This is a genomic window from Bradyrhizobium sp. HKCCYLR20261 (assembly GCF_051168435.1).
GTDB lineage: Bacteria > Pseudomonadota > Alphaproteobacteria > Rhizobiales > Xanthobacteraceae > Bradyrhizobium.
Genome location: NZ_JBNPUZ010000020.1, coordinates 57,609 through 81,535 on the forward strand (window position 1 = coordinate 57,609; position 23,927 = coordinate 81,535).

Genomic DNA, 23,927 nt, shown 5'->3' on the forward strand with positions numbered 1-23,927 from the left:
CGACTGCTATTCCCCCTTCAGCCGCTGGCCGTCATGGATGCGGACATGCTCGGCGCCGCGCGCGCCAGCCGGCGACAGCCGGAGCATGCTCAGGAACGCGCCGACCAGCGCGAAGCCGACGCCGGTCAGGAGCGACAGCCGCGTTCCGCCGGAGGGATCGAGCGCCAGGAACATCGCGACCAGCGCCGCACCGGTGGTCTGACCGAGCAGCCGCGCAGTGCCGAGCATGCCGCTGGCGCCGCCGGCGCGTTCGCGTGGCGCGGCGGCGATCATTGTGCGGTTGTTCGGCGTCTGGAACAGGCCGAAGCCGCAGCCCGCCAGCGCCATTCGCCAGACGACGTCCCAGGATGACGGCTGTTGCGGCAGCAGGCCGAGCGTGAGGAGTCCGGCTGCGAAGATGACCAGGCCGATGCCGCCGAGCAGACCGGCCGGCACGCGCTCCACCAGCCGTCCGGCGATCGGCGCGGTCAGGCCGACCGCGATCGGCCAGGGCGTGATCAGGAGGCCCATCTGCACCGGCGAATAGCCGAAATGGCTTTCGAGATAGAACGGGATCGCGACGAAGGCGAGCATCTGGCCGCAGAACGACGAGATCGAGGTCGCGATCGACAGTGCGAACACGGGGATGCGCAGGAGGTCGAGCGGCAGCAGCGGCGAGGCCATATGGGTCTGGCGATAGACCAGCCAGATGCCGGCGATCACGGCGACGACGAACTCGATCGCACAGGTCACCAGCGCCTCGCCATGGCCGAGGCTGTCGACCGCGGCGATGAGGAAACCGAAGGTGACGGCGCTCAGCGCCGCGCTCTGCCAGTCGAACATGTGCGGGGCGCGCGGCGTATGCGGCAGGAAGCGGAAGCCGAACACGAAGGTGACGATGCCGAGCGGCACATTGATCGCGAACAGCCAGGGCCAGCTGCCGACGGCGAGGATGCCGGCCGCGATGGTCGGGCCGACGGCGGCGGACACCGCGACCACCATCGCATTGATGCCGATGCCGCGGCCGAGCAGGGCCTGCGGATAGGTGAAGCGCACCAGCGCCGAGTTGACGCTGAGAATGCCGGCGGCCCCAAAGCCTTGCAGGATGCGCGCGAGCGTCAGCAGCAGCAGGCTGTCGGACAGCGCGCAGAACGCCGAGGCCGCGGTGAACAGCACAAGGCCGGCGAGATAGACGCGACGATAGCCGATGATCTCGCCGAGCGAGGCCAGCGGCAGCAGCGAGATCGTGACCGCGAGCTGATAGCCGTTGACGATCCAGATCGAGAACGCCGGGCTGGCGTTGAGATCCCGGGCGATGGTCGGCAGCGCGACATTGGCGATGGCGCCGTCGACCACCGCCAGCACGATCCCGAGCGCGATCGTGACGATCGCCCAGGTCCGCTGCGGCAGCGGCAGGCCGTCGGCATGCACCATCGTGGTCGTAGAGTTCATTGCGCAGGCTCCCGCCGCAGCCGGGCCGCGGATGAGGGACGGGCACGGGCAACCGCACCGCACAATCCGCGTTCCATGCGCTCAGGCGGGACCGAGGCGTCAGCGCCTGGAACGGACCTGAATGGCCTTGAGATAATTGACCACGGCTTCCGCGTCAGGCCGGTCGAACTGGAAGCTCGGCATGTCCTTATGGATGGTGGAGAGGCCGTTTTGCAGCCGCTGAGCAAAATCCTCGTCGTAGAGCTTGCTGTCACCGAAGGTCCTGAACGGGGGCGCGTCCGGGTGCGGGCTGGCGCCGGTGGGACCTATCGCATGGCATCGGCTGCAAAGGCTTTGCAAGAGCGCTTTTCCACGCTTCTGCTCGCTGTCCAGCGCATGGCTGGCGGTGGATGCCAGCGCCAGCAACAGGCAGGCGGATCCCATTCGTCGTCTCATAAACGCGTGTCTCGCTTGGACTTGCGCCCAGGGCTACCAGCGGCCCTCGGCCTTGCCATAGGCATACAGGGCCACGAGCCCGATCGTCACCAGGGTCGAGCCGATCAGGACGATCCGGTCCCAGCGCAGCTCGGTCTCCTCGTCGCGCTGCAAGGTCAGCAGGGAGAACAGGGCCTTCATGGCAAAGCGGCGCATCGGATCGGTCCCGGCAGCGGCCCCGCATTTCGATGATGTGGGCCGGTGCCACTTTAGCCCGCCCGGTCGGTGCCCCGCCATGACGAACATCGCGTGGGCCGAGCCCTCGAGGCTGAACGGAAGCACGGTGCCCGAACTAACCCGCCTGTCCGAGCACGACGTCCGCGACCGCGCGCGCGACCTTCGCGATCGTGGCGTTGCGCTCCTCCGGCGAGGCCTGCGAGCCGGTCAGATAGGCCGTGACCAGAACCGGCTTGCGGCCTGGTGGCCAGAAAACGCCGATGTCGTTGGCCGTGCCGCGCTCGCCAGAGCCGGTCTTGTCGGCGGTGCGCCAGTCACGTGGCACACCGGCCCGCAATCGGGTGTCGCCAGTCTTGTTGGCGAGCATCCAGCCCGTCAGCCTCTCGCGCATGGTCGTCGACAGGACGTCGCCGAGCAGCAGGCGGCGCAGGTTCTGCAGCATGGCGGCCGGACTGGTCGTGTCGCGGGGATCGTCGGCCTTCGCCTCGTTGAGCTCGACTTCCCAGCGGTCCAGACGGGTGACCTCGTCGCCGATCGATCGGACGAAACCTGTCAGTCCCGAGGGACCGCCGATCTGCCGCAACAGCAGATTTCCCGCGGTGTTGTCGCTCTGCGTGAGCGCAGCTTCGCAGAGTTCGGCGAGGGTCATGCCGCGGCCGACATGCTCCTTCGTCACCGGCGAATAGCTCACGAGATCCTTCGCCTCGAACGCAATGCGCGTGTCGAGCTGCAAGTCGCCGGCGTCGACGCGCTTCAGGACGGCCGCGGAGGCCAGGCATTTGAAGGTGCTGCACATCGGAAAGCGCTCGGCCGGACGCAGGGCCGCCTCGAACCCGGTCTGGGAGTCGAGCACGGCGACGCCGAGCCGTCCGAGACTCTCGCGCTCGATACGGGCGAGTTCCTGTTCCAGGCGCGCTCTTCGGTCGTCCGACGCGTTGGCCGCGGGCGATCGCAGCCAGCTCGCCGAAGCCGCGATCCCAAGCAGTCCAAGACCGAGATGACGTCGCGTCAGCATGTTCATTCTCCCGTGACGGCGCGAACCTGCCGAACGGGGTGACGACTGACAAACGATCATTTATGCGTCGAGCCATGAGCAGAACTTGGCCATCATGCCCATCCGCAGCCATCTCCCGTTGAACGCTCTTCGCGCCTTCGAAGCGTCCGCGCGGCATCTGAGCTTCACCAAGGCGGGCTTGGAGCTCAGGGTCACGCAGACCGCGATCAGTCACCAGGTGAAACAGCTCGAGCAGATGCTGGGCGCCAGCCTGTTCAGGCGGCTGCCGCGCGGCCTCACGCTGACCGACGAAGCGCTTGCTCTGTTTCCAGTGCTCAACGACGCGTTCAGTCGCATCAGCGGCGCGATCGATCGCATCGAGACGAAGGGAGCCCGCGAGGTCGTGACTGTCGGTTGCGTCGGCACCTTCGCCACCGGATGGCTGTTGCAACGTCTCGACGGCTTTCGCGAGATGCACCCCTATATCGACCTGCGCCTGCTCACCAACAACAACCGCATCGATATCGCTGGCGACGGGCTCGACATCGCGCTTCGCTTCGGCGACGGCTCCTGGCATGGCACCGAAGCTCTCCATCTGATGTCCGCGCCGCTGTCGCCCGTCTGTCATCCCGACGCCGCGAGCCGTCTGCGCGCGCCGTCGGATCTCGCGCGTGAAAATCTGCTGCGGTCCTACCGCGCCGAGGAGTGGCCGCTCTGGTTCGCGGTCGCGGGTGCTCCGTGCCCGATGATCCAGGGGCCGATCTTCGACAGCTCCGTCGCGATGGCCGAGGCGGCCGCGCGCGGCGTCGGCGTCGGACTGGTCCCCATCGCCATGTTCGAGCGCGAGCTTCAGACCGGTCGGCTGGTCCGGCCGTTTGCAGCCGAGGTCGCCGCCGGGTCCTATTGGCTGACCTGGTTGAAGTCCAAGGAGCCGACGTCCGGCATGCGCGCGTTCCGTGACTGGATCATCGATGCCTTGCGCGCCGGTACGCCGGCCTGATCGCGGGCGTGGGCGCTCAGCGCTTCACGGCGCTGCGCCGCCACTCGCTCGGCGTCAGGCCGAACTGCTCGCGGAATACGCGGCCGAAATGCGAGAGATCGTTGAAGCCCCAGGAAAACGCGATCTCGCCGATCTGACGATGCACCAGCGACGGCGAGCCGAGGTCACGCCGGCAGTGCTTGAGGCGCTCGGCCAGAACGAAGCGTTGAAACGAGAGCTGCTCGTCGGAGAACAGGTCATTGACGTAGCGCGCCGACAGGCCGAGTTCGCGCGCGATCGCCTGCAGCGACAGATCCGAATCCGACAGCCGCGTCCGGATATGCGCCTTGATACGGTAGAGCAGGGCCGCGCGATGGCTGGACGACGGCAAGGGCTGCGTGCTGAGCCGCTCGGTCAGAGTCATCGCAAGCAGGTCGGCGGCCTGATCCGCGAGGTGCTCGGCATGCTCGACGCCGATGTGATCGGCGCGCTCGCACAGCTTGATAATGAAGTCATAGGCGAGCGGCTGCAGCGGGCTGTCGCTGCCGAAGGTGATCGCCGTGACTGCCTCGGTCGCGCCGATCCTGCGCTGCAGCATCTCGCGCGGCAGCTTGAACACGGTCTGCCGGAAGGCCGCGTCGAACTGCAGCTCATAGGGCCGCGTCGTGTCGTAGATCGCGAACTCGCCGGGCCGGATCACCGTGTCGCGGCCGTCCTGGGTGACGCCGCCGGTGCCCTCGCGTCCGAGCGCGACCAGCACGTAGTCGGCATCGGCACGCGCGATGCGCTGCGTTGTCCGGCGCACGCGCTGCTGGTCCGAGGCGACCTCGGAGCAGACGGCCCGGCCCAAGGTCGTGTGCGTCACCGCACCGCGAAACGCGCTGCCGAGATCGGACGTGCAGTCGAGACCGACATAGACGTCGCAGACGATATCCTGCCACAGCGCCAGCCTGCGGTGGCCCGGGCTTCCCTCCGTGGTGAACAGGACCGGCATCGCGCGGTCTCCCCTTGCACCTGTGCCAATGGACGGTCGGAAATGCAGCAAATTCCGGGCCGGCAGGTCGTCTTGCGCCGGCCGCAGTCGAGTTTTCGTTCCCGCCAAGACGAGCGCGAATGGCGGCCGAGGTCAATACTCCCGGGCGAGGCGCGGCGCTGTGCGCCGCCGATCCGGCAGAGGGGAGACGAGCGATGGGACTGGCACATCCGAAATACAAGGTCGCGGTGGTGCAGGCGGCGCCTGCCTGGCTCGACCTGCACGGTTCGATCAAGAAGACGATTGCGCTGATCGAGGAGGCCGCCGACAAGGGCGCCAGGCTGATCGCGTTTCCGGAGGTGTTCATCCCCGGCTATCCCTGGCACATCTGGATGGATTCGCCGGCCTGGTGTATCGGCCGCGGCTTCGTGCAGCGCTATTTCGACAATTCGCTGGCCTATGACAGCCCGCAGGCGGACGCACTGCGCGCCGCCGTGCGCAAGGCGAAGCTCACCGCGGTCCTCGGCCTGTCCGAGCGCGACGGCGGCAGCCTCTACATCGCGCAATGGCTGGTCGGCCCGGATGGCGAAACCATCGCCAAGCGCCGCAAGCTGCGGCCGACCCATGCCGAGCGCACCGTCTATGGCGAGGGCGACGGCAGCGATCTCGCCGTGCATGACCGCCCGGATATCGGCCGGATCGGCGCGCTGTGCTGCTGGGAGCACCTGCAGCCGCTGTCGAAATACGCGATGTATGCCCAGAACGAGCAGGTGCACGTCGCGTCCTGGCCGAGCTTTTCGCTGTACGATCCGTTCGCGCCGGCGCTCGGCGCCGAGGTCAACAACGCGGCCTCGCGCGTCTATGCCGTCGAAGGCTCGTGCTTCGTGCTGGCGCCCTGCGCCACCGTCTCGCAGGCGATGATCGACGAGCTCTGCGACCGTCCCGACAAGCATGCGCTGCTGCATGTCGGCGGCGGCCATGCCGCGATATTCGGCCCGGACGGCAGCATGCTCGTCGAGAAGCTGCCGCCGGAGCAGGAGGGGTTGCTCATCGCCGAGATCGATCTCGGCATGATCGGCATCGCCAAGAACGCCGCCGACCCGGCCGGGCACTATTCGCGCCCCGACGTCACGCGGCTGCTGCTCAACAAGAAGCCGCTCAATCGCGTCGAGGCGTTCGCACTGCCCGTCGATGCGGTAGCGCCCGGCGAGGCTCAGGCCGCTAATTGAGAGCCTTCCACGGTCTAGGATCTAGGGCAACACGAACGGACGCGCCCCACTGGTCCGTTCGTGTTGCTATCAAGCTACTTCTATACCGTTACTGTTTGACTTATCATCGAATACTGGGACAAAATCGTATCAGTGATTGCCTGAATGGCTTGCGTTCGCCTCAAGATTGCTTCACGTTTTCGTGGGCAAGGGGGGAATCATGTCGGTACAGTGGCGCAATCTCGGTCTGCTTGGTGCTTTGTTTCTTTGCGCGTGCGCGTCGAGTTCAGCCGACATAGCACCGACATACGTCTCCCCAATGATCTATCAGTCCTACAATTGCCAGCAGCTCGCAATGGAGGCGCAGAGCGTCTCTTCGCGCGCCGCCGTTCTTTCGGGGGCCCAAGACAAGCAGCGGACGAACGACACGATCGCGACCACGGCTGCCGTCGTGATATTCTGGCCCGCAGCATTTCTCGTCGGAGGCGACAAGCAGACCGCCGCCGAGTTGGGCAATATGAAGGGCCAGATGGTCGCCATTGAGCAGGCCGCCATCGCGAAGAAATGCAATATCCAGTTTCAGAAGCCTGAACCCAAGCCTTGAAGAATAGCTGTTAGATTCGAGATCGTCTGTGATCTTGGGAGTCCCAACAAGGGATGCGCGCGATTTATTTCTGCGCCGCGCGATTACCGCGCGCGATCGCCTTCTGCGCGTCGAACTCGGCACGCCGCCGCGCGAGTTCGTCCGGGGCGAGCATGGCGGGGTTGCTGTAGTCGCGCTTCCAGGTGTGATCGTCGCTCCATTGCAGCGGCGATTGCACGGTCGTCCGTGCGGCTGGTGAACCCTCGAGAACACGCAACGCGAGTTCGAGCGTGAAGGCTTGCGACGCCGGGTCGTGCGGCTTGCCGGCGGAATTGCCGAGCGGAAAATCCGAGAACAGGAAGCGCGGCGCGGCCGCATGCTCGACGATATCTTTCGCGCAACCCATCACGACGGTGGCGATGCCGTTGGCTTCGAGATGCCGCGCGACCAGGGTCACGGTCTGGTGGCACACCGGGCAGTTCGGCACCAGCACGACGGCGTCGACGGCGTCGGCGCGGCAGCGTGCGAGAATGTCGGGCGCATCGGTCTCGATCGTCACACGCTGGCTGCGATTCGTCGGCGCGCCGAAGAAGCGTGGCCCGACCGCGCCGATGCGTCCCTCGCGTGCGAGCCGGATCAGTTGCGGCAGCGGAAACCAGGTGCCGGAATCCTCCGCCGACGTATGCGCGCGGTCATAGGCGATGTGCGAGATGCGAAGATCGTGCTGCGCCGACGTGTCGCCGTCAAAGACCGAGTAGAACTTCGCGCTTCCATTGTAGGGCGCACCCGGACCTTGATCGCCCTTGGCCGGGTCGAACGGCGAGGCCGTGGTGATGATGGTGACTCGCGAGTCTGCCAGCGGCTTGCGCAAGGGCTGGAACGGCGCCGAGGTGTAGTGGGCCCAGCGATAGGGCGTGTCGTAGCCGATCGCGAGATAATAGTCGCGCGTGCGGGCCATGTAAGCCAGCGGCGCGGCGTCATCGGGCGCAAAGCCGAGCTTGTCGTCAGTCGGGGCGGTCATCGGGGGCGCTCCATGAAGCCATGATCGATTTGCTAGCGGCGTGGGCCCGTGTGTCAAGGCGCCGCGCCCTCGCGGCCTCTTGGAACCGGATCGCCTCTGAGGCTTTGTCTCTCCGCGTTGGGGTTCGCCGGCAGCTGGCCGGCCATTTTTCATTGTGTCCATGCCCATTTCGTTGTCGGCCGCCTTTCAGTCTCTGAGCGTGGTTGTCTGTCTCCTTGTTGCGACGATCTCTGCCGTTGCGGCCAATGAGGGCGAGACCGTCTGGCCGCTGGTGGACGGTGCGCCCCCGGCAGCAAGCGATTCCAAGGACGCTGCCGAAAAGACCGCCGAGCCGAAGGAGAGCGGCACCCGCGAGGCGATCTGCCTGATGATCGAATCCGCCGCCAAGGCCAACGATCTGCCGCTCGAGTTCTTCGCCCGCGTGATCTGGCAGGAGAGCCGCTTTCAGACCGATGCGGTCGGGCCCGTCACGCGGAGCGGCAAGCGCGCCCAGGGCATCGCGCAGTTCATGCCGGGCACGGCCAGCGAGCGGCAACTGCTCGATCCGTTCGACCCGGTGCAGGCGCTGCCGAAATCGGCGGAGTTTCTCGCTGAGCTGCGCACTCAGTTCGGCAATCTCGGCCTCGCAGCCGCCGCCTACAATGCCGGCCCGCGCCGGGTGCAGGATTGGCTCGGCGGCAAGGGACAGATCCCCTGGGAGACCCGCAACTACGTCTCCGCCATCACCGGCTCGTCAATCGACGATTGGGCGGCGGCCGGGAAGGGCGGCAAGACGCCGCCGAGCGCACGGTCGACCTCGTGCCATCAGCTGATGGCGCTGCTGAAGCGAGCACCCAACCCGTTCGTGACCCAGCTCGAGCAGCATGTCGCGGTGGCGGCTGCGAAATCCTGGGGCGTGCAGCTCGCGGCCGGCTTCGATCGCAACAGGGCATTGGCGATGTATGCGCGGGCGATCAAGGGGCTCGGCTCCGTGATCGGCGACCGCGATCCGAGCCTGCTGTCGTCGGTGATGCGCACGCGCGGCAACCGCGCCTTCTACCAGGTGCGGATCGGCGCCGACACGCGTGCCGAGGCGGATGCGCTCTGCAACCGTATCCGCGGCGCCGGCGGCGCCTGTTTCGTGCTGCGCAACCGCGCTTGAGGGCAGGTGGCTTGCGCCGCGTGCAGAGCCGCGCGCGTGCCGCGGCGGTTGACGGGGGGCGTTTTCGCCAGCCTTATCGCGCTCCGTTCCGCTGGGCCGCCCGTGACACTCCCTCCGCTCGATTCGCCGCAATGGCATGGTTCGCTGAAGGCCTTCGGCTGGGGCCTGCGCGCGACGTCGGCGACCATCCTGTCGGTGGTGCTGTTCGTCACCTTCATCGGCATCGGCGCGCTCGCCCACGACACGCATTTCAGCATGCTCTGGGCGATCCTCTCGACGGTGCTGGTCTGGGCCGGGCCGGCGCAGATCATCCTGGTGTCGACGCTCGGCTCCGGCCAGACCATCCTGCAATCGGCGATCGCGGTCACCATGAGCGCGATCCGGCTGTTTCCGATGGTCGTGGCGGTGCTGCCGCTGATCCGCTCGCCCCACACCAAGCGGCGGCATCTGGTGCTGATCGCGCATTTCACCGCGGTCACATTGTGGGTGGAATGCTATCGCTTCCTGCCGCATGTGCCGCGCGAGCGCCGCATCGCTTTCGTGCATGGGCTCGGCTCGGGGCTGATGGGCGTCGCGCTGGTCGCGACCGTCATCGGCTATCTGCTCGCGGCCAACCTGTCGCAGACCTTCGGCGCGGCGGTGCTTCTGCTGACGCCGCTGGCCTTTCTGTTCTCCACCTTGCGCAACGCCAAGGAACTCGCCGACGTGCTGGCGCTGGGCCTCGGTCTCGTGCTCTATCCGCTGGCCGCGCGGCTCAACAGCGGCGTCGACATCCTGGTCAGCGGCGTGGTCGCCGGGACGCTCGCCTTCGCCGTCCACAAATGGCGCGAGCGGCGGGAGGCGGCATGAGCGACTTCATCGGCGACTGGCACGCTCTCCTTGTGCTGCTGGTGGCGGGCGTGATCCCGAACCAGATCTGGCGCCTGCTCGGCCTGTGGTTCGGCAGCGGCCTCGACGAGGGCTCGGACCTGCTGATGTGGGTCAAGGCGGTGGCGACCGCGATCCTGGCCGGCGTCATCGCCCAGATCCTGGTGCAGCCGCCGGGCGCGCTGGCCAGCGTGCCCTGGGGCCTGCGCTACGGCGCGGTCGTCGCCGGCCTCGCGGCGTTCCTTGTGACCCGCCGCTCGATCTTCGCCGGGGTGGTCTGCGGCGAGGCTGTCATGCTGGCCGGAAAATGGTGGCTCGGCTGAATTGCGCGGCCGCAATTGCGGCGCCGCAGGCTTCGGCTAGATTGCCGGGAGACCTGAGGATTCCGGAATGACCACAGATACCGATCTGCGCCCGGGCGAAGTCGCCGTCGACGTGCCGCAGCCGCGAGACGCTTCGCTGTATTTCATCGGCCGCATCCGCACGCCCTGGACCTCGCGGCTGGAGACGCCGCGCCAGGGCAGCTTTGAGGGGCCGGTGTGCCGGCTCGAGATCTTCGAGCCCTGGGTGCCGGCGCTGCAGGGCATCGACGGCTTCAGCCATCTCCAGGTGCTGTACTGGCTGAACCGCGCCCGCCGCGACCTCGTCAAGCAGAGCCCGCGCCATCATGACGGCGAGACCCGCGGGACCTTCGCGCTGCGTTCGCCGGTGCGACCCAATCCGATCGGCGTCTCGACCGTCCGCTTCGTCGCGCTGGAGGGGAGCACCGTGCTGGTGCGTGGCCTCGACTGTCTCGACGAGACGCCGCTGATCGACCTGAAGCCGGATCATTGCGTGTTCACGCCTGGGGCAGGCGAGGACAAATAGGACCAGCGATCCCCGATGGCGAACGTGAACAAGCGGCCGCAGAAGACCGTGACTGCGCTGGATGCGATCACTGCGGATCTCGTCGCCGTGCTGGTCGCGGTGACCGACGGCGATCCCCGGATCATGACGATCGAGCACGCGTCGGCGTTGCCGAGCGGGCCGTTCCAGTTCGCGCACCGCTCGCTGCAGATGGGCCTGCGCGCATGGGTCGAGGCGCAGACCGGCCATCCCCTCGGCTATGTCGAGCAGCTCTACACATTCGCCGATCGTGGCCGCTCGGGGGATCCGGAGGCGCCGCACCGCATCTCCATCAGCTATCTCGGACTGACGCGCGAGGAAGAGGGGCGAGAGGGCGTCGATGCGCAATGGTCGTCCTGGTACGAGTACTTCCCCTGGGAGGATCATCGCGACGGTCCGCCAGGTATTCTTTCGAAGATCATCGCGCCGAAGCTGAAGGCCTGGGCGCGCTCAGCCGATGATCCGGCGCAGCAGAAGACGCGATGGCGTCGCGCCGCCATCACTTTCGGGCTCGATGGCCGCGAGTGGAACGAGGAGCTGGCGCTGCAGCGCTATGAGCTGCTGTACGAGGCGGCGCTGATCCCGGAAAGCGTGCGCGAGCAGGGCGGCGAAGCGGTCGTGCCCGGCCGCGCGATGACGGGCGATCACCGCCGCATTCTCGCCACCGGCATCGCGCGGCTGCGCGCCAAGATCAAATATCGTCCGGTCGTGTTCGAGCTGATGCCTGACGAATTCACGCTGCTGCAATTGCAACGCAGCGTCGAGGCGCTGGCCGGACGGCTGGTGCACAAACAGAACTTCCGCCGCCTCATCGAGCAGCAGGAACTCGTTGAGGAAACTGGCGCAATGGCGGCCGACACGATCGGCCGGCCGGCCAAGCTGTTCCGCTTCCGCCAGGGCGTGCTCGCCGAACGCGCGGTGGTCGGAACCAAGCTGCCGCTCTCGCGCTCGTGATCTCCAGCCCTTGACACGACTTATGCTCAGAATAAGTATAAGTCATCTTATGCTCATGGAGAGTATAAATGGCCGAGCTTGTTCTGCCCGCGATCGCGCCGACGTCGCCTTTCCCTGACCGCCTGCGGCGTGTGATCCCTCCGCCCGAATGGGCGCTCTTCGAAGAGGATGTCGAAGCCATCCTGGCGCTCAAGCGCCGGCGCAACGCGGTGGTGCTTGCGCACAACTATCAGACACCTGAGATCTTCCACGGCGTCGCGGACATCGTCGGCGACAGCCTGCTGCTGGCGCGCGAGGCGACCAAGGTAGATGCCGAGGTGATCGTGCTCGCCGGCGTGCACTTCATGGCGGAGACGGCGAAGCTGCTCAATCCCGGCAAGACGGTGCTGATTCCGGACCTCGATGCCGGCTGCTCGCTCGCCGAATCCATCACCGCCGACGATGTCCGACTGATGCGCGCGCGCCATCCTGGCGTGCCGGTGGTCGCCTATGTCAACACGTCGGTCGCGGTGAAGGCGGAGTCCGATATCTGCTGCACCTCGGGCAATGCACTTGCGGTCGTGGAGTCGCTCGGCACGGATCACGTGATCATGCTGCCGGACGAGTATCTCGCCCGCAACGTGGCCGCGCAGACCAAGGTGAGGATTACGGCCTGGAAGGGCCACTGCGAGGTGCATGAGCGCTTCAGCGCCGAGGATGTTCGCACGCTGCGCGACAATCATCCTGGGGTGACCGTGCTCGCGCATCCGGAATGTCCGCCGGAGGTCGTGGCGGAAGCCGACTTCGCCGGCTCGACCGCGGCGATGTCCGACTATGTCGGTAACAAGCGGCCGGCGCGTGTGGTGCTGCTGACGGAATGCTCGATGAGCGACAACGTCGCGGTCTCGTATCCGGACATCGAGTTCATCCGGCCCTGCAATCTGTGCCCGCACATGAAGCGGATCACGTTGAAGAACATCCGTCATGCGCTCGAGACCAACACGCATGAGGTGACGATCGATCCAGGGATGGCCGAGCGCGCGCGGCGTTCGGTGGAAAGGATGCTGGCGCTATGAGCATCAATTTGTCTGATCTTTTTGGTCGTCCCGTGATCATCGGCGGCGGTGCTGCCGGCCTGATGACCGCGCTGCAACTCGCGCCGGCGCGGTCGTGCTGCTGTCGAAATCGCCGCTCGGCGCGGAGGCGTCGAGCATGTGGGCGCAGGGCGGCCTCGCCGCCGCTGTCGGCGACGATGATGCTCCGGCGCTGCATCTGGCGGATACGATCGCTGCCGGCGCGGGCCTGTGCGATGAGGCCTCGGCGCGCCGCATCATCGACGCGGCGCCGGCGGCGGTCGATCGCCTCGCGCAACTCGGCGTCGCGTTCGACCGCGAGGCCGACGGCCGCCGGCGCCTGGGCCTGGAAGCCGCGCACAGCCGCAACCGGATCGTCCACGCCACCGGCGACGGCACCGGGCGCGAGATCATGCGCGCGCTGATCGCGGCTGTCCGGCGATGTCCCTCGGTGACGCTGCTGGAAGGCGTCGAGGCGCGCCGGCTGATCGTCGCGGACAATGCGATCCAGGGCGTGCTCGCGGTGCGCGGTGACGAGCCGCTCGTGCTCGCCACGACGCGCGTCGTCATCGCGACCGGCGGCATCGGCGGGCTGTTCCTCGACAGCACCAATCCCTCCGGCTGTTTTGGTCAGGGGCTGGCGCTGGCGGCGCGGGCAGGGGCGGTGCTGTCCGATCTCGAATTCGTGCAGTTTCATCCCACGGCCTTCGACGGACCGTCGCGGCCGCTGCCGCTGTTGACCGAGGCGATCCGGGGCGATGGCGCGGTGCTGATCGACGAGACCGGCACACGTTTCATGGCCGCCGAGCCCGGCGCCGAGCTCGCGCCGCGTGACGTGGTGGCGCGCGCAGTGTGGCGTCATCGCGCGGCGGGTCACCGGACGTTCCTCGATGCGCGGGAGAAGCCAGGCGCGGCGTTCGCCGCGCGCTATCCCGTCATCACCGCGTTCTGCCGCATGGCCGGGATTGATCCGGCCGTCGATCCGATCCCGGTGCGGCCGGCCGTGCACTACCATATGGGCGGCGTCGCCGTTGATGCGATGGGGCGCAGCACCGTCGATGGTCTCTGGGCCTGCGGCGAGGCCAGCCGCACCGGCCTGCACGGCGCCAACCGCCTTGCCAGCAACTCGCTGATGGAAGCCATCGTCTGCGCGCAATGGGTGGCCGAGAGCGTGGCTGGCTCGCCGCCACGCGCGGCCAAGCCCGGAGAGGCCGCAGCAATCCCTGTTGCCTCCGAGCCCGCAGCCGTACGTCCATTGCTATCTGATGCGCTCGGCGTGCTGCGCGACAGTGATCGGATGACAGTCGGGATCCGGAGCCTGCTCCCGCTGGCGCTGGGAGCAGAGGCTGCGGCCGATCCTGCCCTGGTCGGCCTGATGATGGCCGTCGCCGCCCACACGCGCGAGGAGAGCCGCGGCGGACACTGTCGCACCGATTGTCCGGACATGCGGCCCGTCGCAGACCCGTCACGCCTCACTTTGTCCTCGGCGATCGCCGCCGCGCGGGAAATCGCCGAGACGAAGCGTCCCTCTCTCAGGAGCGTCGTCGCATGACCCTCAATCCACTCTCGCCCTTGCTCTATGAGCCGCTGGTCCGCATGGCGCTGCTCGAGGATCTCGGCCGCGCCGGCGACATCACCACGGATGCGATCGTGTCCGCCGAGCAGCGCGCCTCCCTGAAGCTGCGGGCGCGCCAGCATGGCGTGATCGCAGGTCTCGACGTCGCCGGCTGTGCGTTCCAGACGGTCTCGCCCGAGGTGCGCGTGGAAATCGTCCGCGGCGACGGCAGCGCCGTCGCGCCGGGGGACGTCATCGCCACCGTCAGCGGCCCGGCGCGGGCGCTGCTGACCGGCGAGCGCGTTGCGCTCAACTTCCTCTGCCATCTCAGCGGCGTTGCCACCGCGACCGCTTGGCTTGTCGCGGCGGTGAAGGGGACGCGGGCGCAGATCGTTTGTACCCGCAAGACGACGCCGGGGCTGCGCGCGCTGGAGAAATATGCCGTGCGCGCCGGCGGCGGCGGCAATCACCGGTTCGGGCTCGATGACGCCGTGCTGATCAAGGACAACCACATCGCGATTGCCGGCGGCATCGAGGCCGCGGTCACGAGGGCCAAGGCTCATGCCGGCCACCTCGTGAAGATCGAGGTGGAGGTCGACAGCCTCGCGCAGCTCGAGGAGGCGCTGGCGCTCGGCGTCGATGCGGTGCTGCTCGACAACATGACGCCGGCGGAGCTCGATCGCGCGGTAGGCATGGCGCGCGGCAAGGCGATCACCGAGGCCTCGGGCCGGATCAATGTCGACACCGCGCCGGCGATCGCGGCAGCGGGTGTCGACCTGATCTCGGTCGGCTGGATCACGCATTCATCGGCCGCGCTCGATATCGGCCTCGACGACGCCTGATCAGCCCTTGAGCGCCGCGATCAGCTTCGCGGCGTTCTCCTCCAGCACCTTCGGGTCCTCCTTGCGGCTCGCCGGCGGCAGCAGGCTGTCGCCGTTGTGGCGCGGCATGATGTGGACGTGGAGGTGGAACACCATCTGGCCGCCGGCATGCTCGTTGAACTGCTGCACGGTGATGCCGTCGGCGGCAAAGGCGGTCTTGGCGGCACGCGCGATGGTGCGCACGGCACGGCCGACGTGGAGGTAATCCTCCTCGGTGATATCAAGGATGTTGCGGGCCGGAGCCTTCGGGATCACCAGCGTGTGGCCGGGGACGCGCGGCATGATGTCGAGGAAGGCCAGCACGTGGTGGTTCTCATAGACCTTCACGCAGGGAAATTCGCCGCGCAGGATCTTTGCGAACGGGTTTTGCGGATCGTAGGCGGTCATCGGCAGGTCCTTTAGCGGTTCCTCGTTACGCGCCTTACTCTCATTGCCCCATGCCGCCGGTCAAGATTGCTCGTCCATGCCTTTGCGGAACGGGCCGGATTCGGCAAGCTCGCGGCCGGCCTGCTCGACATAGGCCCGCTCGCGCTTGAGATAGTCGTCGATGGCGCGGCGCAGGCCGCGGTCGGCGATGTAATGCGCGGAGTAGGTGGTCTGCGGCAGGTAGCCGCGCACGATCTTGTGCTCGCCCTGCGCGCCCGCTTCGACCACAGCGAGCTTGTGCTGGATGGCGAAGTCGATGGCCTGGTAGTAGCAGACTTCGAAATGCAGGAACGGGTGGTGCTCGATGGCCCCCCAGTTGCGGCCGAACAAGGTGTCCGAGCCGATGAAGTTGATCGCGCCGGCGATCCAGCGTCCCTCGCGCTTGGCCATCACCAGCAGCACGTCTTGGGCCATGCTCTCGCCGATCAGCGAGAAGAACTTGCGGTTGAGATACGGCCGGCCCCATTTGCGCGAGCCGGTGTCCATGTAGAAGTCGAAGAACGCGTCCCAGGCGTCCTCGGTGATGTCCTTGCCGGTCAGCCAATGGATGGTGATCCCCGCGGCCAGCGCATCGCGCCGCTCGCGCTTGATCGATTTGCGGTGGCGCGAGTTCATCGTCGCCAGGAAATCGTCGAAGGTGGAGAAACCCTGGTTATGCCAGTGGAACTGCTGGTCGGTGCGCTGCAGGAAGCCCTGCGCGGCGAGCAGCTCCCACTCGGCTTGGCGTGCAAACGTGACGTGGACCGAGGAGGCCTCGCTGATCCCGCACAGCGCCTTCAATCCTTGTGCGAGCGCGTTGCCGATCACGTCCCGGTCCTGGTCGGGACGGATCAAGAGCCGTGGCCCGGTCGCAGGCGTAAAGGGCACGGAGACCTGGAGCTTTGGGTAGTAGCGGCCGCCGGCACGCTCATAGGCATCGGCCCAGCCGCGGTCGAAGACATATTCGCCCTGCGAATGCGATTTCAGATAGCACGGCACGACACCGAGGACCTCGTCGCCGAGCTTCGCCACCAGATGCCGCGGTGCCCAGCCGGTGCGGATCGTCGCCGAGCCGGAGGCTTCGCAGGCCGACAAAAAGGCGTGGGAGACAAACGGGTTGTACGAGGGGCCGCAGGCGGCGGATGAGCCGGCCGGCAGGCGGCCGGCAGGATTGGCGCAGGCGTCCCAGGCTTCCGCCGGAATCTCGCTGATCCCGGGAACGGCTTCGAGCGTGATCTCAGGTGCTGCCATCGAACCCTTGAAAAAGCGTCTGGCAAGGAACGCTCGTCGGAGACGTCCGGATTGCTCTGCTCAAGATCGTGCATCGCAGCACCGACTTCAAGACCGACGTCACGTCTCCGGCGTAAACCCTTCGAAGATCATCTGATCCGCATACCGGGCGGCGGTGGCGCGCTGCGCCGGCGTGCGGACCGTCCAGGTCAGCAGCGGACAGCCGAACACGTTGCGCGCGATCCAGGGAGCAGGAGCCGGCAACTGCTCGACCCAATAGGCCACGAAGTGCGGCTGCGTGCTCATGCCGTGCTTGAGATGCAGCATGCTGTCGCGCTGCTCCCGGGTGAGCTTGGCCCAATAGCCGTCCTGATAGGTACGCTGGGCGACGATGCCGCGGGTCAGGCTCGGCATGGTCTCGCGCAGCGCCAGCACCTGGTTCGGATCGAACGACATGCCGACCACCGGGCCGGAATAGGCCGACAGCACCTCGGCCATGCGCCGGACCAGACGGCGATCGCCCTGGAACGTGCTCTTGACCTCGACCACCAGCGGGACGCGCCCGCCGATCAGGTCACAGAGGTCCTTGAGCGTCATCATGCGCTCGTCGGTCTGCTTGAATCTGACAGCCTTCAGCTCGGCGGCGGTCTTCTCGATCAGGTAGCCGGAGCCTTCGGTCAGGCGGCCGAGCTCGTAGTCGTGATGCACCATCGCCTCGCCATCGGCCGACAACTGAATGTCGCATTCGATGGCGAAATTGCCGGCGACCGCGCCGCGGGCGGCGGCCGGCATGTTCTCGATGATGCCCCGGCTTGCATCGTGCAGGCCGCGGTGGGCGACGGGGCGGGCCGTCAGCCAGTCAGGTGCGCGCATTCGCCCCGTCCAATGTCTTTCAGTTCAATCTCACGCGATCTCGAACACGCCTTCGACCTCGACCGCCGCATCCGACGGCAGCGACGAGACGCCGACCGTGGTGCGGGCATGGCGGCCCTTGTCACCGAAGGCGGCGACCATCAGGTCGGAGGCGCCGTTGAGGACCTTCGGCCCATCGACGAAGTCGGGGGCCGAGTTGACGAAGCCGCCGAGCCGGACCACGCGCACGACCTTGTCGAGATCGCCAACGGCCGCCTTCACCTGCGCCAGCAGGTTGACGCCGCAGCCCTTGGCCGCCGCATAGCCATCCTCGAGCGACACGCCGGCGCCGAGCTTGCCGGCCGCGATCAGCTTGCCGTCACCGCCGAGGCAGACCTGGCCGGAGACGAACAGCAGGTTGCCGGTGCGTACGAACGGGACATAATTGGCCACCGGAGCTTTCGGCGCCGGCAATGTGATGCCTTGTGCCGCCAGAGTCTGTTCAACCGTACCCGCCATCTCAAATCCCCATTCTGTCGCGTGAGCGCCGGTCCCGTGCAGGACCGCGGCCCTGTTTGGCGCAGTTGCCAGTGACATGCAAGCAGCCCGGGCCCGCGTTAACTTGGTGCCGCTTTCGCACGTTTCCGTGAGCCAGCCGCAGTTGCGACGTATTGCGGCGGTCTTTAATGTGACGGTTCAACGATACGTCCCCCGAGGAAAACTCATGGCTCATTCGTTTCGACTGTCGATGGGCGCGCTGGCGATCGCGGCGGTTACACTCGGTCCGGCCCAGGCCGGGGCGGCGGTGCCGTTCCTGCCGCATCAGGCGCTGTATGATCTGAGCCTGGTGAAGTCGCGTGGATCGAGCCCGGTCAACAGCGCCCGCGGACGCATCCTCTACAATTTCACGGGCAATGCCTGCACGGGCTACACGTCGGAATTCCGTCAGGTCTCCGAACTCGACCTCGGCGAAGGCAAGGTCACCCTGAGCGACCTGCGCTCGACCGCCTGGGAGGATGGCGCCGGCAAGAGCTATCGCTTCAAGATCGACTCGCGGATGAACGACCAAGCGTCGAGCCCCGTCGACGGCATGGCCGAGCGCACCGGAGATCACATCACGGTCAAGCTCAAGCAGCCCGAAGCAAAGACCTTCACGCTCGACGGCTCGACCGTGTTTCCGACCGAGCAGATCCAGCGCATCATCGCCGCCGCCCGCGAGGGAAAGTCGCTGCTCGAGCTGTCGGTCTATGACGGCTCGGACAATGGCGAGAAGGTCTACAACACGCTGACCGTGATCGGCGCGGCCGTGCCCGGCGACAAGGCGGCGGCCAAACCCGATGCCTCGACCGACAACAGCGAGATGAAGACGCTGACGCGCTGGCCGGTCACCGTCAGCTATTATGACCGCGACGCCAAGCGGACCGAGGGCGAGCAGACGCCGGTCTATGCCATGTCGTTCGAGCTGTACGAGAACGGCGTCTCGCGCGCGCTCGTGCTGGACTACAACGACTTCGTCATTTCCGGCGCGCTTGGCAAGTTCGACGTCAAGGACGCGAAGGACGCCAAGGACTCTAAGGATACCAAGCCCTGCAGCAACTGAGGCGGGCCTCATTCCGTCTCCTCTGCGGTCTCCTCCGGCCCATCATAGGCAATGCCGCGGATGACCGCGGTCTGGCCGAACTTCTTGCGCAAGGCATCCATCGCGCGCTCGGCTGACGCCGAGCGGCGGTCGAGCATGTCGGTGTCGGACGCCTCCGAGCCCGGGCACAGCGCGCTGACACCGGCGCCCATCAGGCGGAACGCGGTGCCGTCGGTCTCGCGCGCCAGCATCTCCTTGCAGATGGCGAAGATCCTGCCGGCGAGCTGGGTCGGCGCGGCGATCGATTGCGAGCGGGTGCGCTGGCGAAAGTCTGATGTCTTCAGCTTGAGCGTGATGGTCGAGCCGGCGAGCTGGCTTGCCTTCAGCCGCGCGGATACTTTCTCCGACAGGCGCCACAGCACCTTCTCCAAGGTCGCGTAGTCACGGATGTCGCTGTCGAAGGTGGTCTCGTTCGAGATCGTCTTAGCGCCGCGGTCGGCCACCACCTTGCGGTCGTCGAGGCCGCGCGCCAGCCGCCACAACCTGCGACCCTCGCCGCCAAACTGCTTCATCAGGTCGACCTCGTCGGCGCGCTGCAGGTCGGCGATCACCCGGAAGCCGTGGCTCGCGAGGCGCTGCTGCGTGGCGGGACCGACGCCGAAGATGAAGCCGACCGGCTTCTCCGCCAGCATCGTCACGGCCTCGTCCTGGTCGAGCGCGGCGAAGCCGCGGGGCTTGTCGAGGTCGGAGGCGATCTTGGCCAGGAACTTGTTGCAGGACAGCCCGACCGAGACGGTGATGCCGATGTCGCGCTCGACGTCGCGGGCAAACCGCGCCAGCACCTTCGCCGGGATCATGCCGTGGACCCGCTCGGTGCCCGAGAGATCGAGGAACGCCTCATCGATCGACAGCGGCTCGACCAGCGGGGTCAACGCCAGCATCGCCTGGCGCACCTCGCGCCCGACGCGGACATATTTCGCCATGTCCGGGCGGATCACCACCGCCGAAGGGCAGAGCTCCAGCGCCTTGAACATCGGCATCGCCGAGCGCACGCCATAGGTGCGGGCGATGTAGCAGGCCGCCGAAACCACCCCGCGCTTGCCGCCACCGATGATCACGGGCCGGTCGGCGACCTCGGGATTGTCGCGCTTCTCGACGGTGGCATAGAACGCGTCGCAGTCGATATGGGCTAGCGTCAGGGCCGACAGGGCACGATGCCGCACCAGGCGCGGCGAGCCGCAGGCGGTGCAGCGGCGGGCGGCAGGGCCGAGGTCAGACAGACAGTCGCGGCAGAAGCAGGCCGGCCCGGAGACCGCGCGCGACGCTGCATCTGGCGCGGGCGTGCTCACGGCACGTCGCGCTCCCACTGCCGGTCGCCCAATACCTGCCGCGCGGCCATGATATTGGTGGGATGTAACTTGGAGCTTTCGGCAAAAGCCTTTACCGTCTCGTCGTCTCGCAGCACGAAATCGAGCACGCTGGCCAGGAAATTCGGGTCGGCCGCCGACGAGCGCAGGGTTTCGGGCCCGATCCCGGTCTCGGCCAGAAAACGGCCGATCCGTTCGGGTTCCGAGGCCAGGAATGAAAGGGCCTGAACCGCAACGATTTCAGCGACTTCGCGCGGATTTTGAGAACGCTTTTTCAACTTGGCATTTGCCTTTCCATTAACTTGTCGTCTCTACTTTGCGGGCATCATGCCCGAGTCTTCTGAGTTGGTTCAAGCAAGTGGAAACCATCCGGGGGGAAAGATCGAATACCGACTTAACGGCTTAGAACGAATCTGGGGCTAGTTTGAATTAGATCAGTAGCGGTGGACAGAGGTCCACCGGAGGACATGCCGGTGTCAGTGATTCGGAGGGGCGGATGGGCAAGACCGTCCTGATCGTGGAAGACAATGAGCTCAACATGAAGCTCTTCCGCGATCTGTTGGAGGCCCACGGTTACCAGACGTCCGGCACCTCCAGCGGCGTGGAGGCGCTCGACATCGTGCGCCGGACCCGGCCCGACCTGATTTTGATGGACATCCAGTTGCCACAGGTCTCCGGCCTGGAGGTGACGAAATGGATCAAGGACGATCCCGATTTGCGCGCGATCCCGGTGGTCGCGGTGACAGCTTTTGCCATGAAGGGCGACGAGGAGCGCATCCGCGAGGGTGGCTGCGAAGCCTATCTTTCTAAACCGATTTCGGTCGGAAAATTCATAGAAACCGTGCGACGTTTTATCGGCTGAGGAGTTTCTGCAGTGTCCGCGCGCATCCTTGTGGTCGACGACGTCCCCGCCAACGTCAAGCTGTTGGAGGCGCGGCTGTCGGCCGAATATTTCGACGTGCTGACCGCCTCGAACGGCGCCGAAGCGCTGCAGATCTGCCAGCGCGCCGAATGCGACATCATCCTGCTCGACGTCATGATGCCGGACATGGACGGCTTCGAGGTTTGCCGCCGGCTGAAGTCGAACCCTGCGACGCACTTCATTCCGGTGGTGATGGTGACGGCGCTCGACAGCCCGTCCGACCGCGTGCGCGGCCTGGAGGCCGGCGCCGACGACTTCCTGACCAAGCCCGTCTCCGACGTGGTGCTGATCGCCCGCGTGCGCTCGCTGACGCGGCTGAAGATGATGACCGATGAGCTGCGCATGCGCGCGCTCACCTCGCTGGAGATCGGCGTGCAGGCCCCGGAGCGCAACGCCGTCGCCGATACGGGCAAGGGCGGCAGGGTGCTGCTGGTCGACGATCGTCCCTCGTCCTACGAGCGGCTCGGCCCGATGCTCGCGGCCGAGCATTCCGTCGATGTCGAGCCCAATCCGGCCGAGGCCGTGTTCAATGCCGCGGAGGGCAATTACGACCTCGTGATCGTCTCGCTCGATTTGAGCGACTTCGACGGCCTGAGGCTGTGCAGCCAGCTCCGCTCGCTGGAGCGGACCCGTCACGTGCCGATCCTCGCGATTGCGGAGGCCGAGAACAATTCCCGGCTGCTGCGCGGCCTCGAGATCGGCGTCAACGACTATCTGCTGCGTCCCGTCGACAAGAACGAGCTGATGGCGCGCGCCCGCACCCAGATCCGCAAGCGCCGCTACACCGATCATCTGCGCGACAACGTCCAGAACTCGATCGAGATGGCGATCACCGACGCGCTCACCGGCCTGCACAACCGTCGTTACATGGAATCGCATCTGGCGACGCTCGCCGACCAGGCCGCGAGCCGCGGCAAGCCGCTGGCGCTGATGATGCTCGACATCGACTACTTCAAGTCGATCAACGACACTTACGGCCACGATGCCGGTGACGACGTGCTGCGCGAGTTCGCGATGCGGGTGCGCAAGTCGATCCGCGGCATCGATCTCGCCTGTCGTTATGGCGGCGAGGAGTTCGTCATCGTGATGCCGGAGACCGATCTGCACGTGGCCGGCATGGTCGCCGAGCGCCTGCGCCGCTCGGTCGCCAACGAGCCGTTCTCGGTGCACAAGGGCGAGAAGCGCATCGAGGTCACGGTCTCGATCGGCATCTCCACCCTCGAGCAGAAGGGCGAGCCGGTCGCCGACGTCATGAAGCGTGCCGACAATGCGCTGTATCGCGCCAAGAACGAAGGCCGCAACCGCGCGGTCGCGATCGCGCCGACGCATCAGCCGTCGTTCCTGCCGCAGGCCGCGGGCAGGGGTCGATAGAGGGCAGGGGCGCTGCGCCGCCTGATTGCTCCCGCGCGTCCGCTGGTTGTCAGGAGCCACAACTGTCTCCGCACGTCATTCCGGGGCGCGCGCAGCGCGAGCCCGGAATCCATAGCCACGATCGGGCATCTGTCGCGAGATAGCAGTGGCGGTTCTCTTCGCCACATCACAGCTCGGGGGTATGGATTCCGGGCTCGCGACTGCGTCGCGCCCCGGAATGACAGCGGGTGTGTGGCAACAAACTGCAGGACATAGCTCATCATCCTCGCCGCGCCTCCGCGCCCGAGTTGTGCCCATCAAAACCCTCTTCGAGAACAGAGGGCGCAGGGAAGGCCGGGTGCGGGTCGCACCCATGGTCCGCGTGCAGCAAAAAAAGCACGCGGCAGAACCACAGGTACGGACCGGACATCCGGCCCTCCCTGCGCGATGGCTTTACGGCTTACTCCGCGCTCTCCCCGGGGACCGGCGTTCTTGCCCCCGTCATCAGCGCGCTCGTCGCAAGCGCCGACTTGGCCTCAGCGTCGGGAGGCCAGGACCACACGGCTTCACCGTGCGCGCCAGGATGTTCGTCCGCGCGGATCAACCACGCTGCACCCCGACACGCCCACCGCACCCCACCTCACGCTCGTGACGATCGCGATGCGCCCCTCTTGGCGAAGTGGGATGAGGGAAGGATAGCATGAATTCTGTAAAAACGAAACAAGAATCTTCGGCTGACGGCGGCCGATCAACATGATCCGGTTGATGCGATTGAGAAAATGAGTTTCTCGGCGCAGCGCTCGTTCATGCCGGTCCGGCAGGGAGCCGATGCTGGAGGGTTGCTTCGATTTCGGCCGATGTCGTGCGGCGGGCGACTCCGTGAGTGATCTGTTTTGCCCGTCGTGCTAGATTTGCCCGGAGCGCCACATGTTCTCAGGAGGTGGGGTATGAGACCGATCCGTGTGAGTGTTTTAGTTGGTGCCCTGACTGGCGTGCTGATGTTGTGCGGCGTCCTGATCCTCGAAGCTTTCAGTGTTCAGAGCAATG

The 23,927-nt window shown here is 66.5% G+C and carries 25 protein-coding genes and 1 pseudogene; 14 read left to right on the forward strand and 12 right to left on the reverse strand.

The window, feature by feature from the left end:
* Positions 1-6 precede the first annotated feature (6 nt).
* The 4 genes from ACQR1L_RS30730 to bla form a co-directional block, all read right to left on the reverse strand.
* The gene (locus ACQR1L_RS30730) at positions 7-1,431 is read right to left on the reverse strand and encodes an MFS transporter (protein WP_434861659.1); all 1,425 of its coding nucleotides are present in this window, start codon (positions 1,429-1,431) and stop codon (positions 7-9) included.
* A 99-nt stretch (positions 1,432-1,530) separates the two neighbouring features.
* Positions 1,531-1,854, reverse strand: a complete 324-nt coding sequence (locus tag ACQR1L_RS30735) for a c-type cytochrome (protein WP_434861660.1) — start codon at positions 1,852-1,854, stop codon at positions 1,531-1,533.
* Positions 1,855-1,899: 45 nt separating this feature from the next.
* The gene (locus tag ACQR1L_RS30740; protein WP_434861661.1) at positions 1,900-2,061 is read right to left on the reverse strand and encodes a hypothetical protein; all 162 of its coding nucleotides are present in this window, start codon (positions 2,059-2,061) and stop codon (positions 1,900-1,902) included.
* Between the two features lie 136 nt (positions 2,062-2,197).
* Positions 2,198-3,097 (reverse strand): class A beta-lactamase, encoded by a 900-nt coding sequence (gene bla / locus ACQR1L_RS30745; RefSeq protein ID WP_434861662.1) that lies wholly within the window; start codon positions 3,095-3,097, stop codon positions 2,198-2,200.
* Positions 3,098-3,191: 94 nt separating this feature from the next.
* Between bla and ACQR1L_RS30750 the strand changes: the two genes are divergently transcribed.
* Positions 3,192-4,076, forward strand: a complete 885-nt coding sequence (locus tag ACQR1L_RS30750) for a LysR substrate-binding domain-containing protein (protein ID WP_434861724.1) — start codon at positions 3,192-3,194, stop codon at positions 4,074-4,076.
* Between the two features lie 16 nt (positions 4,077-4,092).
* Here ACQR1L_RS30750 and ACQR1L_RS30755 read toward each other — a convergent pair whose 3' ends face one another.
* The gene (locus tag ACQR1L_RS30755) at positions 4,093-5,049 is read right to left on the reverse strand and encodes a helix-turn-helix domain-containing protein (RefSeq protein ID WP_434861663.1); all 957 of its coding nucleotides are present in this window, start codon (positions 5,047-5,049) and stop codon (positions 4,093-4,095) included.
* Positions 5,050-5,243: 194 nt separating this feature from the next.
* On the opposite strand from ACQR1L_RS30755, the gene ACQR1L_RS30760 reads away from it, so the two are divergent.
* On the forward strand, positions 5,244-6,257 hold the full coding sequence (locus tag ACQR1L_RS30760) for a carbon-nitrogen hydrolase family protein (RefSeq protein WP_434861664.1): 1,014 nt from the start codon (positions 5,244-5,246) through the stop codon (positions 6,255-6,257).
* Positions 6,258-6,456: 199 nt separating this feature from the next.
* On the forward strand, positions 6,457-6,840 hold the full coding sequence (locus ACQR1L_RS30765; RefSeq protein ID WP_434861665.1) for a hypothetical protein: 384 nt from the start codon (positions 6,457-6,459) through the stop codon (positions 6,838-6,840).
* Between the two features lie 64 nt (positions 6,841-6,904).
* Here ACQR1L_RS30765 and ACQR1L_RS30770 read toward each other — a convergent pair whose 3' ends face one another.
* The gene (locus tag ACQR1L_RS30770; RefSeq protein ID WP_434861666.1) at positions 6,905-7,840 is read right to left on the reverse strand and encodes a glycine reductase; all 936 of its coding nucleotides are present in this window, start codon (positions 7,838-7,840) and stop codon (positions 6,905-6,907) included.
* 160 nt (positions 7,841-8,000) lie between these two features.
* Here ACQR1L_RS30770 and ACQR1L_RS30775 point away from each other — a divergent pair, with 160 nt between their 5' ends.
* The 8 genes and pseudogenes from ACQR1L_RS30775 to nadC all read left to right on the forward strand — a co-directional run bounded on the left by ACQR1L_RS30775 (position 8,001) and on the right by nadC (position 15,136).
* Positions 8,001-8,981 carry a lytic transglycosylase domain-containing protein gene (locus tag ACQR1L_RS30775; RefSeq protein WP_434861667.1) on the forward strand — a complete coding sequence of 327 codons (981 nt, stop codon included), beginning with the start codon at positions 8,001-8,003 and terminating at the stop codon, positions 8,979-8,981.
* A 102-nt stretch (positions 8,982-9,083) separates the two neighbouring features.
* On the forward strand, positions 9,084-9,830 hold the full coding sequence (locus tag ACQR1L_RS30780; protein ID WP_434861668.1) for an AzlC family ABC transporter permease: 747 nt from the start codon (positions 9,084-9,086) through the stop codon (positions 9,828-9,830).
* Positions 9,827-10,171 (forward strand): AzlD domain-containing protein, encoded by a 345-nt coding sequence (locus ACQR1L_RS30785; RefSeq protein WP_434861669.1) that lies wholly within the window; start codon positions 9,827-9,829, stop codon positions 10,169-10,171. Before ACQR1L_RS30780 ends, ACQR1L_RS30785 begins: the two co-directional genes overlap by 4 nt.
* Before the next feature lie 67 nt (positions 10,172-10,238).
* Positions 10,239-10,715: a tRNA (N6-threonylcarbamoyladenosine(37)-N6)-methyltransferase TrmO gene (gene tsaA / locus ACQR1L_RS30790; RefSeq protein WP_434861670.1), complete on the forward strand. Its 477-nt coding sequence runs from the start codon at positions 10,239-10,241 to the stop codon at positions 10,713-10,715.
* Between the two features lie 15 nt (positions 10,716-10,730).
* Positions 10,731-11,687 carry an NUDIX hydrolase gene (locus ACQR1L_RS30795; protein WP_434861671.1) on the forward strand — a complete coding sequence of 319 codons (957 nt, stop codon included), beginning with the start codon at positions 10,731-10,733 and terminating at the stop codon, positions 11,685-11,687.
* Between the two features lie 68 nt (positions 11,688-11,755).
* A complete protein-coding gene (gene nadA, locus ACQR1L_RS30800; RefSeq protein WP_434861672.1) occupies positions 11,756-12,742 on the forward strand; it encodes a quinolinate synthase NadA in 987 nt (328 codons plus the stop codon).
* A pseudogene (locus tag ACQR1L_RS30805) lies at positions 12,739-14,291 on the forward strand (L-aspartate oxidase). Before nadA ends, ACQR1L_RS30805 begins: the two are co-directional and overlap by 4 nt.
* Positions 14,288-15,136 (forward strand): carboxylating nicotinate-nucleotide diphosphorylase, encoded by an 849-nt coding sequence (gene nadC / locus ACQR1L_RS30810; RefSeq protein ID WP_434861673.1) that lies wholly within the window; start codon positions 14,288-14,290, stop codon positions 15,134-15,136. The pseudogene ACQR1L_RS30805 and the gene nadC overlap by 4 nt, the downstream one beginning before the upstream one ends.
* On the opposite strand, the gene ACQR1L_RS30815 is transcribed toward nadC, so the two are convergent.
* The 4 genes from ACQR1L_RS30815 to ACQR1L_RS30830 all read right to left on the reverse strand — a co-directional run bounded on the left by ACQR1L_RS30815 (position 15,137) and on the right by ACQR1L_RS30830 (position 18,181).
* Positions 15,137-15,562 (reverse strand): HIT family protein, encoded by a 426-nt coding sequence (locus ACQR1L_RS30815; protein WP_434861674.1) that lies wholly within the window; start codon positions 15,560-15,562, stop codon positions 15,137-15,139.
* A gap of 60 nt (positions 15,563-15,622) precedes the next feature.
* Positions 15,623-16,831: a GNAT family N-acetyltransferase gene (locus ACQR1L_RS30820; protein WP_434861675.1), complete on the reverse strand. Its 1,209-nt coding sequence runs from the start codon at positions 16,829-16,831 to the stop codon at positions 15,623-15,625.
* 99 nt (positions 16,832-16,930) lie between these two features.
* Complete coding sequence (locus tag ACQR1L_RS30825) at positions 16,931-17,683, reverse strand: glycerophosphodiester phosphodiesterase (protein ID WP_434861676.1); 753 nt, start codon at positions 17,681-17,683, stop codon at positions 16,931-16,933.
* A 30-nt stretch (positions 17,684-17,713) separates the two neighbouring features.
* Positions 17,714-18,181, reverse strand: a complete 468-nt coding sequence (locus ACQR1L_RS30830) for a RidA family protein (protein WP_434861677.1) — start codon at positions 18,179-18,181, stop codon at positions 17,714-17,716.
* Between the two features lie 205 nt (positions 18,182-18,386).
* On the opposite strand from ACQR1L_RS30830, the gene ACQR1L_RS30835 reads away from it, so the two are divergent.
* Entirely contained in the window at positions 18,387-19,262 is an 876-nt protein-coding gene (locus ACQR1L_RS30835; RefSeq protein ID WP_434861678.1) for a cell envelope integrity EipB family protein, read from the forward strand.
* Between the two features lie 8 nt (positions 19,263-19,270).
* Here the strand turns inward: ACQR1L_RS30835 and ACQR1L_RS30840 are convergent, their stop codons facing one another.
* Positions 19,271-20,590 (reverse strand): DNA polymerase IV, encoded by a 1,320-nt coding sequence (locus ACQR1L_RS30840; RefSeq protein WP_434861679.1) that lies wholly within the window; start codon positions 20,588-20,590, stop codon positions 19,271-19,273.
* On the reverse strand, positions 20,587-20,886 hold the full coding sequence (locus tag ACQR1L_RS30845) for a DUF3572 domain-containing protein (protein WP_434861680.1): 300 nt from the start codon (positions 20,884-20,886) through the stop codon (positions 20,587-20,589). The genes ACQR1L_RS30840 and ACQR1L_RS30845 overlap by 4 nt, the downstream gene beginning before the upstream one ends.
* Before the next feature lie 218 nt (positions 20,887-21,104).
* Between ACQR1L_RS30845 and ACQR1L_RS30850 the strand changes: the two genes are divergently transcribed.
* Both ACQR1L_RS30850 and ACQR1L_RS30855 read left to right on the forward strand, forming a co-directional pair.
* Positions 21,105-21,470: a response regulator gene (locus ACQR1L_RS30850; RefSeq protein ID WP_008964019.1), complete on the forward strand. Its 366-nt coding sequence runs from the start codon at positions 21,105-21,107 to the stop codon at positions 21,468-21,470.
* Positions 21,471-21,482: 12 nt separating this feature from the next.
* A complete protein-coding gene (locus tag ACQR1L_RS30855) occupies positions 21,483-22,901 on the forward strand; it encodes a PleD family two-component system response regulator (protein ID WP_434861681.1) in 1,419 nt (472 codons plus the stop codon).
* The last annotated feature ends 1,026 nt before the right edge of the window (positions 22,902-23,927 follow it).

Bases quoted from the DNA above. Each gene is read 5' to 3' on its own strand.
- ACQR1L_RS30825 (WP_434861676.1), bottom strand. From the start codon at position 17,683: ATGCGCGCACCTGACTGGCTGACGGCCCGCCCCGTCGCCCACCGCGGC.
- ACQR1L_RS30815 (WP_434861674.1), bottom strand. From the start codon at position 15,562: ATGACCGCCTACGATCCGCAAAACCCGTTCGCAAAGATCCTGCGCGGC.
- ACQR1L_RS30770 (WP_434861666.1), bottom strand. From the start codon at position 7,840: ATGACCGCCCCGACTGACGACAAGCTCGGCTTTGCGCCCGATGACGCC.
- bla (WP_434861662.1), bottom strand. From the start codon at position 3,097: ATGCTGACGCGACGTCATCTCGGTCTTGGACTGCTTGGGATCGCGGCT.
- ACQR1L_RS30750 (WP_434861724.1), top strand. From the start codon at position 3,192: ATGCCCATCCGCAGCCATCTCCCGTTGAACGCTCTTCGCGCCTTCGAA.
- nadC (WP_434861673.1), top strand. From the start codon at position 14,288: ATGACCCTCAATCCACTCTCGCCCTTGCTCTATGAGCCGCTGGTCCGC.
- ACQR1L_RS30735 (WP_434861660.1), bottom strand. From the start codon at position 1,854: ATGGGATCCGCCTGCCTGTTGCTGGCGCTGGCATCCACCGCCAGCCAT.
- ACQR1L_RS30830 (WP_434861677.1), bottom strand. From the start codon at position 18,181: ATGGCGGGTACGGTTGAACAGACTCTGGCGGCACAAGGCATCACATTG.
- ACQR1L_RS30740 (WP_434861661.1), bottom strand. From the start codon at position 2,061: ATGCGCCGCTTTGCCATGAAGGCCCTGTTCTCCCTGCTGACCTTGCAG.
- tsaA (WP_434861670.1), top strand. From the start codon at position 10,239: ATGACCACAGATACCGATCTGCGCCCGGGCGAAGTCGCCGTCGACGTG.
- ACQR1L_RS30795 (WP_434861671.1), top strand. From the start codon at position 10,731: ATGGCGAACGTGAACAAGCGGCCGCAGAAGACCGTGACTGCGCTGGAT.
- ACQR1L_RS30785 (WP_434861669.1), top strand. From the start codon at position 9,827: ATGAGCGACTTCATCGGCGACTGGCACGCTCTCCTTGTGCTGCTGGTG.
- ACQR1L_RS30835 (WP_434861678.1), top strand. From the start codon at position 18,387: ATGGCTCATTCGTTTCGACTGTCGATGGGCGCGCTGGCGATCGCGGCG.
- ACQR1L_RS30755 (WP_434861663.1), bottom strand. From the start codon at position 5,049: ATGCCGGTCCTGTTCACCACGGAGGGAAGCCCGGGCCACCGCAGGCTG.
- ACQR1L_RS30760 (WP_434861664.1), top strand. From the start codon at position 5,244: ATGGGACTGGCACATCCGAAATACAAGGTCGCGGTGGTGCAGGCGGCG.
- ACQR1L_RS30850 (WP_008964019.1), top strand. From the start codon at position 21,105: ATGGGCAAGACCGTCCTGATCGTGGAAGACAATGAGCTCAACATGAAG.
- nadA (WP_434861672.1), top strand. From the start codon at position 11,756: ATGGCCGAGCTTGTTCTGCCCGCGATCGCGCCGACGTCGCCTTTCCCT.
- ACQR1L_RS30765 (WP_434861665.1), top strand. From the start codon at position 6,457: ATGTCGGTACAGTGGCGCAATCTCGGTCTGCTTGGTGCTTTGTTTCTT.
- ACQR1L_RS30775 (WP_434861667.1), top strand. From the start codon at position 8,001: ATGCCCATTTCGTTGTCGGCCGCCTTTCAGTCTCTGAGCGTGGTTGTC.
- ACQR1L_RS30820 (WP_434861675.1), bottom strand. From the start codon at position 16,831: ATGGCAGCACCTGAGATCACGCTCGAAGCCGTTCCCGGGATCAGCGAG.
- ACQR1L_RS30730 (WP_434861659.1), bottom strand. From the start codon at position 1,431: ATGAACTCTACGACCACGATGGTGCATGCCGACGGCCTGCCGCTGCCG.